18 protein-coding genes and 1 tRNA gene are annotated in these 19,328 nt (G+C 45.5%); 11 read left to right on the forward strand and 8 right to left on the reverse strand.

Going from position 1 to position 19,328, the window contains the following annotated elements:
* Nucleotides 1-147 precede the first annotated feature (147 nt).
* The 3 genes from H595_RS23740 to H595_RS0100165 are packed head-to-tail and all read left to right on the forward strand — an operon-like array spanning nt 148 to nt 2,253.
* Nucleotides 148-324 (forward strand): DUF1328 family protein, encoded by a 177-nt coding sequence (locus H595_RS23740; protein WP_027669363.1) that lies wholly within the window; start codon nt 148-150, stop codon nt 322-324.
* A 30-nt stretch (nt 325-354) separates the two neighbouring features.
* Nucleotides 355-549 carry a hypothetical protein gene (locus H595_RS0100160; RefSeq protein WP_027669364.1) on the forward strand — a complete coding sequence of 65 codons (195 nt, stop codon included), beginning with the start codon at nt 355-357 and terminating at the stop codon, nt 547-549.
* Nucleotides 550-609: 60 nt separating this feature from the next.
* A complete protein-coding gene (locus H595_RS0100165; RefSeq protein ID WP_027669365.1) occupies nt 610-2,253 on the forward strand; it encodes a diacylglycerol kinase family protein in 1,644 nt (547 codons plus the stop codon).
* Here the strand turns inward: H595_RS0100165 and H595_RS0100170 are convergent.
* Nucleotides 2,250-3,596, reverse strand: coding sequence for a sigma-54 interaction domain-containing protein (locus tag H595_RS0100170; protein ID WP_027669366.1), 1,347 nt, complete (start codon nt 3,594-3,596; stop codon nt 2,250-2,252). The two genes, H595_RS0100165 and H595_RS0100170, sit on opposite strands and share 4 nt — an antisense overlap.
* A 204-nt stretch (nt 3,597-3,800) precedes the next feature.
* On the opposite strand from H595_RS0100170, the gene H595_RS0100175 reads away from it, so the two are divergent.
* The 4 genes from H595_RS0100175 to sbcC all read left to right on the forward strand — a co-directional run bounded on the left by H595_RS0100175 (nt 3,801) and on the right by sbcC (nt 9,244).
* Nucleotides 3,801-4,277 carry a hypothetical protein gene (locus H595_RS0100175; protein ID WP_156885888.1) on the forward strand — a complete coding sequence of 159 codons (477 nt, stop codon included), beginning with the start codon at nt 3,801-3,803 and terminating at the stop codon, nt 4,275-4,277.
* A 101-nt stretch (nt 4,278-4,378) separates the two neighbouring features.
* Nucleotides 4,379-4,918, forward strand: a complete 540-nt coding sequence (locus tag H595_RS0100180; RefSeq protein WP_027669368.1) for a BON domain-containing protein — start codon at nt 4,379-4,381, stop codon at nt 4,916-4,918.
* A gap of 118 nt (nt 4,919-5,036) precedes the next feature.
* Complete coding sequence (gene sbcD / locus H595_RS0100185; protein WP_027669369.1) at nt 5,037-6,254, forward strand: exonuclease subunit SbcD; 1,218 nt, start codon at nt 5,037-5,039, stop codon at nt 6,252-6,254.
* Entirely contained in the window at nt 6,251-9,244 is a 2,994-nt protein-coding gene (sbcC, locus tag H595_RS0100190) for an exonuclease subunit SbcC (RefSeq protein ID WP_027669370.1), read from the forward strand. Before sbcD ends, sbcC begins: the two co-directional genes overlap by 4 nt.
* Here sbcC and H595_RS0100195 read toward each other — a convergent pair.
* From H595_RS0100195 to H595_RS0100205, 3 genes are all read right to left on the reverse strand, one after another.
* Entirely contained in the window at nt 9,237-11,537 is a 2,301-nt protein-coding gene (locus H595_RS0100195) for a sensor domain-containing protein (RefSeq protein ID WP_051219672.1), read from the reverse strand. The two genes, sbcC and H595_RS0100195, sit on opposite strands and share 8 nt — an antisense overlap.
* 132 nt (nt 11,538-11,669) lie before the next feature.
* Nucleotides 11,670-12,416 (reverse strand): DUF481 domain-containing protein, encoded by a 747-nt coding sequence (locus tag H595_RS0100200; RefSeq protein ID WP_027669372.1) that lies wholly within the window; start codon nt 12,414-12,416, stop codon nt 11,670-11,672.
* 2 nt (nt 12,417-12,418) lie between these two features.
* A complete protein-coding gene (locus tag H595_RS0100205; protein ID WP_027669373.1) occupies nt 12,419-13,243 on the reverse strand; it encodes a mechanosensitive ion channel family protein in 825 nt (274 codons plus the stop codon).
* A 162-nt stretch (nt 13,244-13,405) separates the two neighbouring features.
* Between H595_RS0100205 and H595_RS0100210 the strand changes: the two genes are divergently transcribed.
* The 3 genes from H595_RS0100210 to H595_RS0100220 all read left to right on the forward strand — a co-directional run bounded on the left by H595_RS0100210 (nt 13,406) and on the right by H595_RS0100220 (nt 15,479).
* Nucleotides 13,406-13,481 (forward strand) — tRNA-His (locus tag H595_RS0100210).
* Between the two features lie 66 nt (nt 13,482-13,547).
* Nucleotides 13,548-14,090: a DUF1285 domain-containing protein gene (locus tag H595_RS0100215; RefSeq protein ID WP_027669374.1), complete on the forward strand. Its 543-nt coding sequence runs from the start codon at nt 13,548-13,550 to the stop codon at nt 14,088-14,090.
* Nucleotides 14,091-14,195: 105 nt separating this feature from the next.
* Nucleotides 14,196-15,479, forward strand: a complete 1,284-nt coding sequence (locus H595_RS0100220) for a metal-dependent hydrolase family protein (RefSeq protein ID WP_027669375.1) — start codon at nt 14,196-14,198, stop codon at nt 15,477-15,479.
* A gap of 19 nt (nt 15,480-15,498) precedes the next feature.
* Here the strand turns inward: H595_RS0100220 and H595_RS0100225 are convergent, their stop codons facing one another.
* From H595_RS0100225 to H595_RS0100245, 4 genes are all read right to left on the reverse strand, one after another.
* On the reverse strand, nt 15,499-15,954 hold the full coding sequence (locus H595_RS0100225) for a DUF2489 domain-containing protein (protein ID WP_027669376.1): 456 nt from the start codon (nt 15,952-15,954) through the stop codon (nt 15,499-15,501).
* Between the two features lie 2 nt (nt 15,955-15,956).
* Complete coding sequence (yihI, locus tag H595_RS0100230) at nt 15,957-16,517, reverse strand: Der GTPase-activating protein YihI (protein ID WP_027669377.1); 561 nt, start codon at nt 16,515-16,517, stop codon at nt 15,957-15,959.
* 53 nt (nt 16,518-16,570) lie between these two features.
* Nucleotides 16,571-17,221, reverse strand: coding sequence for a class I SAM-dependent methyltransferase (locus H595_RS0100235; RefSeq protein WP_027669378.1), 651 nt, complete (start codon nt 17,219-17,221; stop codon nt 16,571-16,573).
* Nucleotides 17,222-17,814: 593 nt separating this feature from the next.
* Nucleotides 17,815-18,441: a c-type cytochrome gene (locus tag H595_RS0100245; protein ID WP_027669379.1), complete on the reverse strand. Its 627-nt coding sequence runs from the start codon at nt 18,439-18,441 to the stop codon at nt 17,815-17,817.
* A gap of 180 nt (nt 18,442-18,621) precedes the next feature.
* Between H595_RS0100245 and yihA the strand changes: the two genes are divergently transcribed.
* Nucleotides 18,622-19,254: a ribosome biogenesis GTP-binding protein YihA/YsxC gene (gene yihA / locus H595_RS0100250; RefSeq protein ID WP_027669380.1), complete on the forward strand. Its 633-nt coding sequence runs from the start codon at nt 18,622-18,624 to the stop codon at nt 19,252-19,254.
* Nucleotides 19,255-19,328 lie beyond the last annotated feature (74 nt).

Below are 19,328 nucleotides of genomic sequence, written 5' to 3' on the forward strand. Positions count from 1 at the left end.
CCCTACAAATTCCTCACCGCACTCTCCCACACGAAAAATAAGTTAAAATACAACAAGTTAAATTAGTTCAGAGATTTTGGCACACCTTTCGCTTAACCGAATAAGTGATATTAACTATCTGTGCGTAACCGCACTAAGGAGAACATTATGCTGGGCTGGGCTGCAACATTTTTAATTATTGCACTGATCGCTGGCGTATTGGGGTTTGGTGGTATCGCAGGTGCAGCAGCAGGTATAGCAAAGATTATTTTTTTTATTTTTATCGTGTTACTCGTTATTTCATTACTGGTAAACGCGCTGCGCGGTAAAACGCCCAAACTGTAATTTCAAAAAAACACAAAGAGGAAAATTTCTATGACATTGACCAACGTAATTGCTCGATTAGCTATTGTAACAATGCTGGCACTGGTCGTGATGGCCTGTGAAGATAATCACGCTGAAGAAGCTGGCGAAACCATCGACGAAGTAGTAACCGATGCTGGCAACAAAGTTGAAGATTTATGTGAAGATGTAAAAGATAAGGCAGATGCTAAAGACAAAGACTGTTGATTTGTCGGTGGTAACAATCAAGTGTTGTTACCACATTAATTCCCCGGAGCCATTTCTGATATGATTCAAGCCTCAGTTTACACCTTACTGGCACTGCTCAGTGCCACTGCCAGCTGGCTGATACCTTCTTTGCTGTTAAAGCTACTATTCGCTTGGACCGCCTTGTCTTTAGCTGTAGTGAGTTCTGCCTATTGGTTTAATACCGCAACAATATTTAGAAAAAGGCATGATGGCAGCCTGCCTTGGTTCAGTCGCTGGTTATTTATACCCTTTTTACTTGGGGCAGGACTATATAACAAACTCGCCAGACGCTTTGACACGGTGCCATCAATACAACAGGTAAGTCAGGGGCTATATTTAGGCGCGCGTATAACGGCCACCGATATGGACCGCCTGCAGCATCAACGCATAACCGCCGTGCTGGATGTGACTGCAGAGTTTGCCGCTCTGGATCAACTAACACAGTTACCTGATATGTATTACCTGAACATCCCGGTGTTAGATCATGCCAGCCCAACAACCAAACAGTTAAAACAAGCGGTAGAATGGCTGCAACAACAGCGAGCAGCAGGACGAAAAGTACTGGTACATTGCGCCTTAGGCCGTGGCCGCTCGGTTTTAGTATTAGCCGCCTTTTTACTTAGCCGGCACAATAGCCGCAACGCTGAACAAGCCGTGGCGCTTATAAAGCAAATTCGCCATACGGCGCGGCTTAACAAGCGCCAGCTTTCAACATTGCGCCAATTTGCTAACAACTTTGAAAACCAACCGCCAAAACCGGTGTGGTTAATTGCTAATCCGGTTTCTGGCGGTGGGAAATGGGCCGCGGCAGAATCTGAAATTGTCAGCTTATTATCGCCTTTTCTGCAGCTTAGCATTCACACTACCAGTAAAGACTGCACCGCAGAAGCGCTGGCCCAACAAGCGTTGCAAGCCGGTTGCCAGTTGGTTATTGCCTGCGGGGGTGACGGTACAGTGACAGAAGTCGCGTCGGTATTAACCGGCAGCAACGTTCGGCTGGGCATTATTCCATTAGGCACAACCAATGCTCTCAGCCATGCGCTGTGGGGGCTGAAAGCGAAATTACTGCCAGTGCATTCAGCCTGTTTAAACATCATCGATGGCCAAAGTCGCGCCATAGATACTGCCCGCTGTAATAATAAGTTGATGTTGCTGTTGGCCGGTGTTGGCTTTGAGCAGCAAATGATTGCGGCTGCTGACAGAGACAGCAAAAACCAGCTTGGTCAGCTGGCTTACCTAAACGGGTTGTGGCAAGCAGTACAGGCCAACCATATTCAAACCTTGCTGGTTCAGTTTGATCAACAGGATGAACAACTGCTAAATACCGGCAGCCTGGTGGTTGCTAATGCTGCCCCGCTTACCACTGTGCTCGCACAAGGGCGCGGAGCACCTAACCTCGCAGATGGTATGCTGGATGTCACCTGGTTAACCAGCGGCAGCAATGACAACAGCTTGCTTAGCCTGACAGAGCTGGCACTGGCAGGGTTAACTGGCGTTAGCCTGAATGCCGCCAGCCAACATTGTCAGGCCCGCCGAATACAAATCCGCCGAAAGGACCAACAAACATTACACTATGTTATTGACGGTGAGCTATACAGCGATAGTCGTTTAGATATTACTATTGCGCCCGCGTCTTTAAATGTGATGTTGGCAGACGTAGAAGAAAAGGAACACGTTGCTTAAGGCTCGGTCTGCTGGTATTTTTCCAATTTGTTATACAGTGTTTTAACACTGATGCCCAATTGCTGTGCGCTGTCTGTTTTATTACCGGCATTCTGCTCAAGGGTATTTAATATAGCTGCTTTTTCCAGCTGTTCCAGCGGCACACCGGCAGGGACCTCGTTCAACTCGGTTTCTGTTGTATCTGCCAGCGCCATCTCCAGCAACAAATGATCTGGTTCGATCATTTTGTCTGCCAAAATATAGGCCCGTTCAACAGCATGCTTTAACTCCCGCACATTACCCGGCCAGCGATGCTCTGCTATCAGCTGTAGCGTTGCCGTTGATAGCTGTTTTTGTTGCTGTTCCTGAGCATTGCGATAGGCAAGAAAGTGTTGCGCCAAGCCGACAATATCGTCATTACGGTCACGCAGCGGCGGCACAACAACCGGAAACTGTGCCAAACGAAAATACAGGTCTTCCCGCAGTAGCCCATCACTAATAGCCTGTTGTGGATCCCGGTTGGTTGCCGCCACAATCCGCACATTAGCTTGTCGACATTTATCACTGCCTACCGGCCTATACTCACCGCTTTCTAAAACACGCAACAGCTTAACCTGTTGCTCAATCGGCATCTCTGTAACCTCATCGAGAAATAACGTGCCACCTTCTGCCTGGGCAAACACCCCCTGATTATCCCGCAGCGCACCGGTAAATGCGCCTTTGGTATGGCCAAATAACTCACTGTCAACTAACTCCGGGCTAAGTGCGCCGCAATTAATAGCAATAAAAGGCTGTTCTGCACGGTAACTGGCTAAATGCACTGTATTTGCAACCAACTCCTTGCCGGCACCACTTTCGCCTACGATCAAGATATTTGCTTCGGTTACCGCCACCTTACGCAAGGTACGGTAAAGTTTAAGCATCGATCGGGATGAGCCCACCAGCAGGCCAAATTGATCTAACATACAGTTATTGGCTTTAACCTGCTGTTGCGTGCTACTGAGTTGCTGATAAAAATCTTGCAGTGTGTCTAAAATACACACCATATCCAGGGGCTGACGAAAATGATATCCCGCACCAGAGCGCATCAGTTTATCTAGCCAAGGCTCCGGGTTGCCATCACTAACAAAAATAAAATCCATCTCAGCCAGTATATTACTGCTTAGCAGCTGCTGATAATCGGCTTCACTATGCTGATCTGCCTGAATAAACGCCAAATCACACGATTGTTGCAGCAATTGCTCCGACCATGGGGCGGCGTCACTGCTTTTGACCACGATAAAACGCTTAACCACAGCAGATTGAAGCAACTGCGCAGCAAGTGCCGGTTCTTGAACATGCAAAAATAAGCGAGGATGTTTCATCTGTCAGCTCTCAGTTATGAAGTTTAACTCTATGTCAGCATTGTAATTTTAACAATGACTCTGAGTAAAACTTACCAGCAATTCAGTTCACACACTAACGTAATGAAAAAATAATTCATAAAATCATAAATTTACGCATTGGTACATGAATTGAATATGAATTCTTATCTTCACAGCAGTTAACAGGTCACGATGATGAAAGACATGGATACCAAATCAATTCATGGCAAGGCCCAGTTAAAAACAGTACAAGCAATCTGTATTGCTGCCCAACGCTTTTATCAGCAGGCAGCAAAGCAGGTATCCGACGGCAACCTGCGTTATAAATTCGCTGAACTTTCTGCGCTGCATCATAACGCTGCCCAGCGTTTGCCCATTGAAGCAGCACATGACCCCGCACCTAATTTACAGGCAGAACTGATTGCAGTACAGCTCTGGTATCAACATCAACATACAACGTTAACTACAGAGACTGCACAACCGCTTGCCTTATTTGAACTTTACAGCCTGTTACAAAAACAACTTAGTGCGTTAAAACAGCTTACCTTATTAATGCGCAGCTATAGCGCCAAAATTAGCTTGGCGCATCTTACTGCAGCATTACAAATAGCCTGCGACCAATTACCTGCACGACTGAAAGTTTTACCGGTAGACGGGAAAAATATACAAACAAAAAATTAACATAAAATGAATGCAAATATTATTCTCTTTAAAAACATAAAGATAAAAACTGGCATTGAATTAGCATTAGTTATTTCGTCTTACAACAAAGGAGCGACAATATGAAACGTACAACGTTAGCAACGATAATGACTCTGGCGTTAACCACAACAGCAGTAACAGCAAACGACTGGCAAGACAGCGCCAAAGATGCGTGGATTGACGGTAAAGCCGAAACCACCTTGCTGTTAAACGGCAATCTGAATTCTTTTGACATTAACACCGACGTACAAAATGGCACCATAACTCTGACAGGTGTAGTAGAGAGTGACGTTGACAAAGCGTTAGCGGAAGAATTACTGGAAAACCTGGATGGTGTTAGCTCAGTTGACAACAAACTAACGGTGAAAAACCATGCAAAAAACGCTGATAATAGCAAAACCAGCGCGCTAAAAGATGCCAAAATCGCAACCGTGGTTAAAACCCGCTTACTGTTTGAAGCAGAAGTTAGTGGTACTGCTATAAACGTGGATGCAAAAGATGGTGTAGTGACCTTGCAAGGTAAAGTGGATTCTGCGGCAGAAAAAGATTTGGCTGCAGCCATCGCCAAAAATACCGATGATGTTAATCGCGTCGTCAACAAACTGGACGTTGCTGAATAAATATTCTACCGTCTGGATCGTCAAGGCCGATCTGCCCCTTTAGGGCCAGATCGGCCTTTTGCTAGTTGCTGCTATCCGGTATGCTTTGCGCAAAGTTAGTTAGTGGCAACCTTTCATTATGCGCATTTTGCACACGTCAGATTGGCACCTGGGCCAAAATTTTATGGGCCGCAGCCGTGCAACAGAACATAAGGCTTTCCTGCGCTGGCTTGCCAATGAAGTGACAACACGTCAGATTGACGCCATTGTTGTTGCCGGGGATATTTTTGACACCGCCACGCCACCAAGTTATGCCCGGGAAATTTATAATCAGTTTATTGTTGAGCTTCAAAGTAGCCAATGTCAGCTTATTATTTTAGCCGGCAACCATGATGCTGCAGCGGTATTAAACGAAAGTAAAAACCTTCTACAGTGCCTCAACACGCAAGTCATTGCCAGTAGCAGTAGCAAGCTTAATGAGCAATTACTGGTACTACACAACAGAAAACAACAACCGGCAGCGCTATTATGTGCGGTGCCCTTTTTGCGTGCCAGAGACATGCTACAAAGCCAGGCGGGGCAAAGCGCAGGGGATAAACAACGCAGTTTGCAACAGGCTATTGCGGCGCACTATCAGCAGTTATTTGCTCTGGCACAGCAGTACAATACTGAACATAAGCTGGAGCTTCCCATCGTAATGACCGGCCATCTAACCACTTTGGGTGTCAGCCGTTCAGAGTCGGTTCGTGATATTTATATCGGTACACTCGAAGCTTTCCCGGCTGATGCTTTTCCACCGGCTGACTACATTGCACTGGGGCATATTCATCAGAGTCAGCGCATCAATGCTAATACTGATATTCGCTATAGCGGCTCGCCCATTGCGCTTAGTTTCGATGAAGCACGCCAGCAAAAGCAGGCGTGGCTAATAGAATTTGCCGTCGACGGCAAAACGGTATCCAGCCTGCCTATTCCCTGCTTTCAACCACTTATCAGCATTAAAACCACTCTCGATACTATCACCACGCAAGTACAGCAAGCACTGAGTGACATTACCGCTGAGCAAATATTATGGCTGGAGTTGGTTATTGCCGAAACGGATGCCTATCTTACCGACTTGCAGCAACGTGTTGAAACACAATTGCAAGATTTGCCGGTAGAGTTGTTACGCCTGCGCCGCCAACGTACCAACCAGGGCAATGGGTTTGCTGATGCCTCGTACACCAGTCTGGCGGAGTTAACCCCGCAACAGGTTTGGCAGGCCAGACTAGCGACAGAGCAGCTAACTGAACAGCAACAGCAGCAGCTAACAGCGTTACATCAACAGATCCTGGCAAAAATGGAGCATGCAGAGTGAAAATTTTGTCGGTCAGGCTGCAAAATCTCAACTCCTTACGCGGTGAATGGCTTATAGACTTTCGCCTGCCGCCTTTTAATGACACCAACCTTTTTGCGATTACCGGCCCTACTGGTGCAGGTAAAACAACCCTATTAGATGCAATTTGTCTGGCGCTTTATCACCAAACTCCCAGGTTAAAAACGTCTCCTACCAGCAATGAACTGATGACACGCAATACCAGTGAATGCCTGGCTGAAGTAGAGTTTGAAGTGGCCGGTGTTGGTTATCGCGCGTTTTGGAGCCAGCGCCGCGCGCGCGGCCAAAGTGATGGCAATCTGCAAGCGGCCAAAACGGAACTGGCCAAACTGGATGGCAGCATATTGGCCGATAAAACCAGTGACAAGCTACGTTTAGTTGCCGAAATCACCGGGCTGGATTTTGGCCGGTTCACCAAATCAATGCTATTGGCTCAAGGTGGTTTTGCGGCATTTTTAAATGCCGATGCCAATGAACGGGCAGAATTGTTAGAAGAACTTACCGGCACCGATATATATGGCCGGATTTCGGCGCAGGTATTTATTGATTGTCGTGAGCAAAAAAATCAGCTGGAATTAATGCAAGCCCGAGCTTCAGCCGTTGAATTACTCACTGACGAACAACAACAACAGCTTAATACCACGCTCACTGCACTGCAGAGCACCCTTACTGCGCAACAACAAGCATTGGCAGAACAGCGAAAAATACTTAACTGGCGCGAACAACTTGAGCATGCCGAACTAGCGTGTCAGCAAGCGACACAGCAGCTTGAAACGACAAAGGCTACCAGCGCAGCGCATCAGACGGAGTTGGCAAAATTAGCCGCCTGGCAGCCTGCCAGCAAACTTGCGCCACTGCACAATGCACTGCAGATAGCGCTTAGCCAACAGCAACAATGCCAGCAAGAGCAGTCTGCCATAGAGCAAAAGTTACACAACGCGTCTTTGCAACAGGCGACGTTATTATGGCAAGGCATACTTCATATAAAGCAACAACAGCAGCATAATCTTAGCCAAACAGAGCAGAAAAAAGCCGAACAACAAAATCTTAAACAACAAGATGCTGATTTAGCAAAAGAACAACAACAACGACAAGCACAACAACAGTTGCTTATTACGCAACTGGGTGACACCGACCTGACACAGTTACGCCAACACCAACAGCAACGGCGTGACCGACAGTTCAAATTACAACACTTGCAGCAGCAACTGCAGTTACAACAAAAGTGGCAGCAAAAACACAATTCATTGCAGCAACAGCTGCAACAGACCGAGCAGGCTCTGGCACCACTAAGCTTGCAATTACTCACTCTGCGCCAACATTACAAAGCGCTGCAAGAACACATTAGCGATAAAAAGCAGTTGTTAAAACAGCAGCAGCTTATTATGCAGCTATCTGAGCATCGGGCACATTTACAACCAGAGCAACCCTGTCCTTTGTGTGGCGCCACTCAACACCCGGCAGTAGCACAGTATCAACAGCTAAGCAGCTCCGCGACAGAGCAACAACTGCAGCAAAAAGAAGTAGAACTGCAACAAACTCAGCAGCAAGGGGAAACGCTAAAGCAGCAACAGTCTGCTTTACACGCCCAGCGCGAGCAATTGCAGCAGCAACTGACACAGCAACAGCTCGAATTGGCGGAGATAAATACCGACATTGAACGACTGTTGCATGAAGAGCCTTCAGCCGATGTCGCGGCAACATTGCAGCAAGTTCAAAAGGAACTCGCCGCAACAGACTCTCAATTACAGCAGCTTGAACACAGTCAGCAACAACTGCAGCAACAAAAAGAGCAGCTGCATACACTTGCGCAGCAACAGACAGAAAATGCCTATCAGCAACAAACCGTGCAACAACAGATACAACGCTTACAAGAGCAACATGACGACTTAACACAACAACTGCATAGCTGGCAGCAGCAATGGCAAGCCATGCAGCAAGCCGCCCCCCATGCGCAAAAGCCCGTGCAAGATATCGCCGTGTTAACTGAACAACTGCAGCAACTACAGCAACTACAGCAGCAGATACAGCAATGGCAAGGACAGAAGCAAGTGTTACAGCGCCAGCAGCAAAAGCTAACAACCACAGCACAACACGCCGGGCAACATTGGCAGCAAGCGTTAGCTCAAAGTGAATTTGCTGACGAGACAACGTTCAAGGCCGCATTACTTAGCGACGATGAACTTCAGGCAATTCAACACTTACAACAACGACTGCAGCAAGCCGAAATAGAAGCAAAGCGGTTGCATACTGACTGGATACAACGCTTAGAGCAGTTAACACAACAAAAGCTTAGCCCAATGTCCGTGACAGAAATCAACCAAGCCGTTCAGCAGCTTGAACAAGCCGTACAACAGCTGCACACAGAGCAAGGGCAGCTGCAACAACAGCTCAGCAGTGACACATTGCGACGCAAAGGGCAGCAGCAACTGTTGCAAGATATCGCTCAGCGCCAACAGCAATTTGAGCTGTGGCAACGGTTAAACAGCCTGATTGGTTCTGCAGATGGTGCCCGTTACCGCCGTTTTGCGCAGGGATTAACGCTGCAACAGCTAATTGTATTAGCCAACCAGCAATTGGCGGTACTACATAACCGTTATCAGCTGGCACGACATAGCAGCGCTGAACTGGAGCTAGTAGTGCTCGATACCTGGCAAGCCGATAGTGCGCGTGACACTAAAACCTTGTCTGGTGGCGAAAGCTTCCTGGTTAGCCTGGCGTTAGCGCTGGCGTTATCGGATTTGGTGAGTAGTAAAACCCGTATCGACTCACTGTTTCTCGATGAAGGTTTCGGCACTCTGGACGCCGACACCTTAGATAGCGCTTTAGGTGCACTGGATAACCTCAATGCGCGCGGCAAAATGATTGGTATCATTAGCCATGTTGAGGCATTAAAACAGCGTATCAGCGTGCAAATAAAAGTAGAGAAGCAACAAGGGTTAGGCTACAGCCAAATTAAGGTAGTCAGTTAGGCTGCGATAGAAGCAAGGCAATAAACTCCTGTGCTGGTAGCGGTTTACTAAAATAAAAACCTTGGTAGTAGTTGCAGCCTTGCTCACGTAAAAAAGCCAGTTGCTCGGCTGTCTCAACACCTTCTGCTAACACTTTGAAGTTCATAGTATGCGCCAGAGCAATAATCGCACTGGCAATCTGCTGGTCGTCAATGGCTTGCGGAATGTGTTCCACGAAACGTCGATCTATTTTCAGCACGTCCAGCGGCAAACGTTTAAGATATGACAATGAAGAATAACCGGTGCCAAAGTCATCAATTGCCAGCCTAATGCCCATAGCTTTAATTTGGTGCATAGTGGCGACAACTTTTGCCTCATCAATCATTAACGCACTTTCAGTTACCTCCAGTTCAAGCAACTCTGCCGGTACAGCAATTTCTGCCAGCACTTGTTTCAGTTCATCCAATAACTGGTCTTTATTAAACTGTTGTGCTGACACATTAACCGCCAGACTAAATGGCGGGATACCTTGATCTAACCACTGTCGTAATTGCTGGCAGCTGCGTTGTAACACCCATTTACCCAACGCATGTATAAGGCCGCAACTCTCCGCTAAGGGTATAAATACCGAAGGAGCGATAAAACCATACTCAGCGTCATGCCAACGTAATAAAACCTCAGCACCGATAATCTTGCCGCTAAACACATCAAGTTGAGGCTGGTAATAGCACTCCAATTTATCCAGTTTTAACGCACTGCGTAAACGTGTTTCCAGCAACACCCGCTGCCGAGCCTGCGCGGTAAGGTCATCGGTATACACCGCAACATGGTTACGACCTTCACTTTTTACTTTGTACATAGCGACATCCGCTGCGCGGATCAAATCCTCTGCACTACTGGCATGGTCAGGATAAAGGCTAATACCAACCGATAGTGCTGTGATAATTTCACTGCCATTTGCCAGCAGAAATGGCGATTGTAGCTGTTGCATCAATAACTCTGCCAGCGCGGTGACCTCATTGGTTGATTGCACCGATTGCACCAGCACGCCAAACTCGTCACCACCAAGACGGGCAAGGGTATGCTCCGGTGCACAGCAGGCCTGCAAGCGTTGACTGACCTGCATCAACAACTCATCTCCTGCACTGTGACCAAAGCTGTCGTTAATATCTTTAAAGTTATCCAAGTCCATCAACAACAGCGCACATTGTGTCTTGTGCTGAGCTGCCTGCTCAATCGCATTACTAATAGATTGATTAAAGTGTTGCCGATTCGGCAATTGAGTAACAGCATCAAAATCAGATAAAAATGCCAATTTCGCGGCCTGCTTCTTACGCTCGGTCAAATCGACATCTATACAAAAAATCTGCGCTTCTGTATCAGGCAATTTCACCACTGCATGCCCGGAAAAAACCGGCACCAAAGAACCATCTTTTCGGCGTAACACTAGCTCTTCCGACGATACGGATATACCCGTATCAGCCATATGTAACATCGCCTGAGACACTTGTTCCTGCATGTAGGAAGGAATGATTAATTCGAGAAGATTCTTGCCTATCGCTTCTTCCTTGGTGTAGCCGTATATCTGTTCACTGGCTTTATTCCAATAAAATGTTGAGCCATCGGCATAATAACCTTGCACTGCTATCTGCGGCGTATTGTCTAGCAATGTTCGAAACCGCAGCTCACTTTGCGCTAGTTGCTGCTGCGTATGCTTTTGCTCGCTAATATCTTGAATAACTGAAATAAAGTAACATTGGCCAGGCGAAGTAAATAAGGCAACAGATAACCGCGCCCATAATATTCGACCATCTTTGCATAGGTAGCGTTTCTCAATATCGTAATTATTTATTTCACCCCCTTGTAATCGTTGCAATTCCATAACGTCCATTGCCAGATCGCCAGGGTAGGTTAACTGCTGAAAGTTCAATAGCAACAGCTCAGCTTCGCTGTACCCCAGCATCTGACACAACACTTTGTTAGCACGAAGAAACTGACCACTCAACGAAACATGCGCAATACCGATGGCAGCATGAGTAAAGGTATCCGCAAATGCTCGTTCTGATTGATTCAAAGAATGCACAAAAGAACGCTTTTGTCGTAGTAAAAACCAGGCAAAAAATGCGGTCAAACCGACATAAAAGTAGCCTTCATAGCTCTGGTACTTTATTAACGCATCACGATCCGAAACCAACCAGTCTAGTAAGTGGTCGCTACTGCTAATCCAAAATAGTCCCAGCAGGAAATAAAGCAACGCTCCGCATAACGGATGTTGCAGTAAATAATGCCAACTGTGGCTCCGGATGGGTATCATGGCGGCTGCGTAATTTGTGATGGTTGAATACGTAATAATCAAAGCATAGCGTAAATATGCTTCAAGCCAACTTATATCACTAATAACAAGGTATTTAGTAAGAAGCCTGCGAATCGCAGGCTTCTTTAAACGTTAGAAAGAATACACTAGGGTTAAGGATGTTTGTGTATCTGTGCGCTTTTTACCCATAGGTACCTCAGAGTCACTTTGTATCCGAAATGCCGCTTTCATCTGTAGGGAGCCGTTAATCTTAGCTAATAATGACGTCTCGGCGAGTGTACGTGTATTGTCTTCACCGTACTCAACACTAAGCGTTTGCGCAAAACTTGCCGTTTCACTAATAGTCCAGTTAAAAACCGCAGCACCACGCGCGATGATACCTTTTTCAGTTTCCCCTGTTGAACGTTCACCACTAAAGTAACTCGGACCCACTTCGACATCCAATGACTTGTCTTCCGCATTATAAATTCGGGTGCCATAACCCACAGCTAACGTGGTGTATTTGGTGTAAGCACCAAACTTATCGTCAGTATACGAGGCAAAAGTAAACAACTTATCGAACTCATCATCTAACTTATAAGCTGCCTTGGCAGAGACCATAAACTGCTCTGCCGACCTTTCATTAACTTTATTACCATTGTCATCAGTCTTTTCATCCTCTTTAAAATAGGCACTGAAAATATACTGGTTACTCCAATGTTGTAACTCTTGTTTTGCATCAATTTTGCCAGTAACAGAGGTACCGGCAGTATTGCCTGACGTGGTGATGGCGCCAAGCTCAGCTGAGGTGGTCCAGACCTTATCGGTGCCTGCCACATCGTCAGCCTGCACCTGCAAACTGGCTATAACAGCGGCTGCCAGCACTGAATAATATTTCATGTTTACTCCTGCGTATCTTTCTTAATGTGTAAATCCATTTGTGGAAATGGAATACCAATACCTTGCTCATCAAACGTTAATTTTACTTTTTCCAACGTGTCCCAATAAACAGCCCAGTAGTCTGCAGCATTAACCCAGGGACGCAGGTGAATATTCACTGAAGAGTCAGCCAAAGCAGCAACAGCTATGACAGGTGCAGGAGTCGCAAGTATCCGGCTGTCTTGCTTCACTATGTCTTCTAAAAGTGCTTTTGCTTTGCGTAGATCAGAGTCATAACTGATACCAATCAGTAAATCAACGCGGCGGGTTGGCTCCGCTGAAAAGTTGGTAATAGCACTACCGGTGATTTGTGCATTAGGAATGATCACCTTTTTATTATCAGGAGTTTTCATAATGGTTTGAAAAATTTCAATTTTATCAACGGTACCACTAACGCCACCGGCATCAATAAAATCGCCCGATTTAAAAGGACGGAATAAAATAATTAAAATACCTGAAGCGAAATTTGATAAAGACCCTTGTAATGCCAGGCCAACGGCTAAACCGGCTGCACCTAAAATGGCAATAAAAGACGTGGTTTGCACACCAATTTGCGACAATGCCATCAGCACGGTAGCAATCATGATCAAGGCGTAGACAATGCCAGCGACAAAAGAAATGACCGCTTTATCCACAGAACGAGACAGCAATGCTTTTTCCATTAAGCGTTTGATGCCTTTTGCAACTATGCGGCCGACATAAAATATGAAAACGGCAGCCACGAACTTAAGTAAATAGCCAAATATTAATTCATTGTTGTCTTGAAAGAACTGGATAATGTTATCCATAGCGCGCTCCTGTGCGAATTGTGTAATAAAAAATCAGCAAAATGATAGCATACAACCGCTTAGATGAGCATAAAAACCACAACTCAGCCTTGGCTAAGACGCTTTGTTACTAAAAAAGCTTGGTACCACTAGAAAATATGGGTAAAATGCAATGCCTCGGCGGTGATTGTAGCTCAGTTGGTAGAGCCCCGGATTGTGATTCCGGTTGTCGTGGGTTCGAGCCCCATCAGTCACCCCACTTTATTTTCATCATCATACCCATTTGCTAAACTGTGTTTACTCACTACAGCCGTGTTATTTCAATATGGTCAATCTTGCTAGTTTGCAGCATCAACTGCAACACACCAACACTTCTGCAATTGAAAGCTGGACACCGCCATTTTGTGGCGATATTCCTCTGCACATTGATGCAGCAGGTAAATGGCACTATCAAGGCAGTGAAATTAAGCGCCCTGCACTAGTAGCACTATTTGCTTCAGTACTGCTGCTACAATCGGAGGAGTATTTTCTGCAAACTCCGGTTGAAAAAGTCCGAATTACTGTCGCTGATGTGCCTTTTTTGATCACGGATTGGTGCTGGTCGACAACTGATAATGGTCCCGCATTAGTATTAACAACTAATTTGCAGCACCAACTGGTTGCAAGCCCGCAGCATCCAATTTGTTTACGAGCTGATCCACAGCATCAAATTTTGCCCTACATCACGCTATGGCGTGGCTTACAAGCGAAACTAAGTCGCAATGTCTACTATCAACTGGCGGAGCAAACCCATGCAGTTTACTGCAACAAACAGACACATTATCAGCTTAAAAGTGCTGGTTATCCTTATACCTTAGCTATTACATGAGGGGACACTGGTCGGCAATATCCTGCACTTTATCTCAAGCCGATTGTTCAACAGCACAGCTGTGTTAACACTGTTACACCAGAAACTGTACCAGGCTAAAATAAGATGAACAAAACGCCCATCGCACTGCTACTTAGCAGCTTACTTTTTTGTACGCAAATCCAAGCAGCAACCCTTATCCATGCTGGTAAGCTTATTACTGCAGAAAATAGTCAGATTTTGTCTGAACATACTATCGTTGTTGAGCAAGACAAAATCGTTGCGCTAGAGCAAGGCTACCGAAAAGCTGCAGATGGCGACACCATTATCGACCTGCGCCAGCACACTGTAATGCCAGGCTTGATGGACATGCATACTCACTTTTATACCCAATTCAGCGCTAACGTTTACACCGAAGGCTTTACTATGAATGAAGCTGATTATGCCTTGCGTGGTGCAACGTTTGCCGAGAAAACCCTGATGGCAGGTTTCACCACAGTACGCGAACTGGGCGACAACTATCATATTAGTACCGCATTAAAAAAAGCTATTGCTAAGGGGTACATTAAAGGACCTCGTATTTATGCTGCCGGAACATCCATTGCGACTACCGGTGGCCATGCTGATCCTACCAATGGTGTTGCTTATGCGCTAATGGCGGATCCAGGTCCAAAAGAAGGTGTAATAAACGGTGCAGATGACGCACGCAAGGCGGTTAGACAGCGTTATAAAGAAGGCTCAGATTTAATAAAAATCACCGCCACGGGAGGTGTACTTAGCGTCGCTAAAAGTGGTAGTAACCCGCAATTTACTGACGAAGAGCTAGCCGCTATTGTCAGTACAGCAAAAGATTATGGTATGAAAGTCGCGGTGCATGCCCATGGTAAAGAAGGTATGGAACGCGCAATTAAAGCCGGCGTACACTCCATTGAGCATGGCACTTACATGGACAAAAACACCATGGCGTTAATGCGTAAACAAGGTACTTACTTCGTCCCTACGATCAGCGCAGGCAAATGGGCAGAAGAAAAATCCCGTATAGCCGGTTTCTTTCCTGATTTGGTGCGGCCTAAAGCAGCTACTATTGGTGGTCGAATTCAACAGACTTTTGCCGAAGCATATAAAGCCGGTGTGAAAATTGCTTTTGGCACAGATGCCGGCGTGTTTGAACATGGTAACAATTGGCGCGAATTTATCTATATGACTGAAGCGGGAATGCCTGCAATTGAGGCTATACTTAGCGCAACCATTGATGGCGCACGCTTATTGGGTGTTGACGATGAACTTGGTAGTATTAAAGTAGGAAAAACGGCTGACATTATTGCTGTACCTGGTAACCCACTGCAAGATATCACCCAAATGGGTAAAGTTAATTTTGTGATGAAAGCAGGCGAAATATTTCGCCAGTAACTTAGTACATTCCAGCCGGTTACTCCGGCTGGACGCGTTTTAATAAAGCAGCTGCATCAAACAGAATACTCTCTTTTAATTCCTGCTCCGCTTTGATCCTAACTTCATCTTGTTGCGCTGTCAGTGATTTAGCCTGTAATTGCCGTGCTTTATGCGTCGGCATATCTTTAACTACCTGATACATTTTGTACAATCCTGGGTAGGTTATCACCGGATCTGGTTTATGATCCGGCGCCAGATGATCCAACAATACCCACAGCCGCAACGCCCCTTCAGATAATTCACATTGCTCTTCACATACAGCTTTGCAAATGACACTAATACTGTCACGTAAATACTTTTGCTTCTTTTCCAGCTGTTGCTGAGCTACTTGAGTCTGCTGCTGCAGCCGCCATAATAAGGTACCAGCATAAAAAGCCAGAGCAACAACAATAACGCATGCTAAAGTAATAAGTATAACCGCTGTAACGTTCAAGATTAGTCCTCATCTCCTAACAGGTCTTTACGCCAATCTTTACTCTCAAAAGCGGCCAACGGATCAATTTGCTCATTACTGTCATCGTCATCAGTCAAACCTAATTGCTGCAACAATTGCTCCAAACGTGCTGTTTTAGCATTAAAATACTTAGCATCTTTACCGGTCAGTATTTCGTCCTGTTCAACTCGAACCAAAAGCTGCTGCAGATAATTATCATTTTCTATCAATGCTAATTCTTGCTCTGGTGTTAGTGTCTCGGCTTTGGGCTTTGCTAAGCTTGCTTTAGGCAGCGGCATTACACGAGGCTGAGTCGCAGTTTCCGCAACATCAGTCACAATCAACGCAATCGGTTTTTTGCTACCGATGCGCTTGTCTTTCTTAGCCGATTGCTGCTGTGTAGCCGGCTCTGCTAAAGCAACACTATTACGACTACCTGATTTTAAACCAGCACCTTTTTTCTTGGTTTGCTCTTTGGGTTCGCGGGTTTTTCGAATATCTTCTGAGGATAAATGTCGCGAGCCGTTAGGGCCGGCAGAGCGTGTTTTTTTCTGACGAGTCATGATTGTTACCTGTAAAAAAGGGCGCGTATTTTAACCAGAATTTCTGCGAAACACTAATGCTTTCGGCGTTGCAACAGAGCAATATCTTTATCGGGAAAATTGACAATAAAATTATCTCGCTGCGCCAAATAAATAAAAGTATGTTCACAAAAAAAACTGACATGCGTTGGGTCGAGTTTGTAATGCCATGAAGCGAAGGCGTTAACATCAGTATAGCGCTTTGTCATAATGCCTAGCGTCCCCCCCGGTTTCAATAACGTTAGCCACAATTTCCATTCATGCACGGGGTAAATAAAGTGCTCTATCGCTTCAGAGCAGGTAATAAAATCGTACTGTTTTTTAAGTACGCTATCATCGGTAGCAAAGTAGGGATCCCACACTGACATTTTGTGGCCCGTCTCAGCTAACATTTTTGCTAATAAAGGGCCTGGCCCGCAGCCAAAATCCAGCCCCTCAAGGCCACTAGCGGCTAACTGTTGCTGTAATGGTAAGGCTAAACGCTGCAAAAACTGGCGATAGCCAATATCGTTCAAGTCATTTTGATGCATTTGATACTGCGCCAATTCATCTGAAGAAGAGAGCAAAGTTGTTCGATCAGCAAACACCAACAGGCAAAGCTGACACTGATAATACCGTCTTCGATTGTCCTGATAAAAAAACTGACAAGGTTCTGCGTAGCATAAAGGACATTGATGATTTGGCATGGCTAGGGCTTTTTTTGTATAAAGAAAAGGGCGATAAGATTTCCTTATCGCCCTGGATATTTTTGTGTCTCGTGGACACCGTTCTCATTCGCGTTCATCTTCCTGATGCTGCCGCAACACCCTGTCTGCTAGTTCCGTATTTTATATTGCCTTCCTGGCTGCTATTTTTATTGTTTACGATCATCCTGATACTTTCGTAATCATCCTTGAGCGTGAATTCACGCAGCACATCTTCCAAATGTGTTCAAAACGAAGGCACCGCGCACTTGCGTACTGGTACTATTACTTCCCTGCGGATATTCCCTGTTTTTATTCGTTACAAACTGTAACTGACGGTTAATTTACTCTGTTCTGACTATATGGCAAGCCTTTACCCTAAAAAAAACCAATTTCATCACCGCCATAAATATTAAATTTATATTTTTCAGTATGTTGAGCAAAATCAATCACAATAAAAAAGTTCAATTTATTTTCTATACACGCTTTTATCCTACAGCGATTGTGAGATATATCTCACAAAAAATCACCGCAAGCATAAAAAAACCGGCGATGAATGCCGGTTTTTATGCGATAAATGCGGGTAGTTATAGCGTTTAGTGCAAACCACCCAGGTACTGAGATAACACTTCGATATCTTCGTCAGTTAGTTTTTTAGCAATATCTCGCATCATGCCATTCATGTCATTTGCGCGTTGACCGCTGCGAAATTCCAGCAAAGTGGTTTTAAGATAATTTGCATGTTGAAAGGAAATTTTTGGAAATCCACTCAAACTGGCACCCGAACCACGAGGACCATGGCAAGCAATACAAGCTGCAATACCACGCTGTGCATCACCACCACGATACAATGCTTCACCACGTGCAATAACATTTTCAGGAGTAGTGCCTGACTTCATTTTTTGTGAAGCAAAATAGGCCGATAAATCTTTCATGTCTTGGTCTGACAGTGCCGCGACCATACCAAACATTATGCTGTTATTACGGCCTTCCTTGCCCGCAGATGCCATACCGTGCTTGTAGTTGGTTAGCTGTTTATACAAATAGGTCGCATGTTGGCCAGCCAGTTTAGGGTACATGTCAACAACGCTGTTACCATCAGCATTGTGGCAAGCGGCACAAACCGCAGATTTTGCTTTACCCGCTTCAGCATCACCGTCAAACGCTTGGGCTGTTCCGATTAAACCGAATATCAGCGTCAGTGGAAGTAGCATTTTATTCATTTTTTATCCGTCTCTGTCCGCATTAAACCGCCAGCATACTGGCAACCAAGTGTAATAACCTTAATTTTTATCTCTATTTTACACGAAACTGGTCAAAGTAAAATCCCATACCGCATGCAAAAGCTTCTGCGGATCTCTCAGATCCGCTACAATGACGCAAATTATTTGCCGGAGAAGCCCGTGTACAAGTCAAAAATCAATTATCAACGAGCCGCATTTTTAACTAGCGCGCCCGATATCAAGGCATTACCGGCGGACGCAGGCATTGAAGTTGCGTTTGCAGGTCGCTCTAATGCTGGCAAGTCCAGTGCATTAAATACGTTGACGCGCCAAAATAGTTTAGCGCGAACCAGTAAAACGCCCGGCCGCACTCAATTGATCAACACATTTAGTTTGGATGAACACCGTCGATTAATCGATTTGCCGGGTTATGGCTTTGCCAAAGTTCCTTTAGCCGTAAAAGAAAAATGGCAAAAATCACTGGCAGAGTATCTGACAAAACGCGCGAGTTTAAAAGGCATAGTTGTGTTGATGGATATTCGCCACCCATTGAAAGATTTAGATCAAGATCTAATACATTGGGCAGTTGATAGTGAACTTCCTGTACTTATATTGCTGACTAAGTCGGATAAGCTTGGCCCTGGTGCACGAAAGAAAACCTTGTTTGAAGTGCGCGATGCCACGTTAGCTTTTATGGGTGATATCACCGTACACACTTTTAGTTCACTAAATAAACAGGGATTGGCTGATTTGGAGCAGGTGCTGGATTTGTGGTATCAAGCCCCTGATGCCACTTCAGATATTGCAGACTAACACAAAGCATAAAAAAACCGACACCCTTGGGTGTCGGCCATAGCAAACGGGGGAGAAGCTATAATTTCAAATCA

Origin of the sequence: Rheinheimera baltica DSM 14885 (genome assembly GCF_000425345.1) — a bacterium.
Taxonomy (GTDB): domain Bacteria; phylum Pseudomonadota; class Gammaproteobacteria; order Enterobacterales; family Alteromonadaceae; genus Alishewanella; species Alishewanella baltica.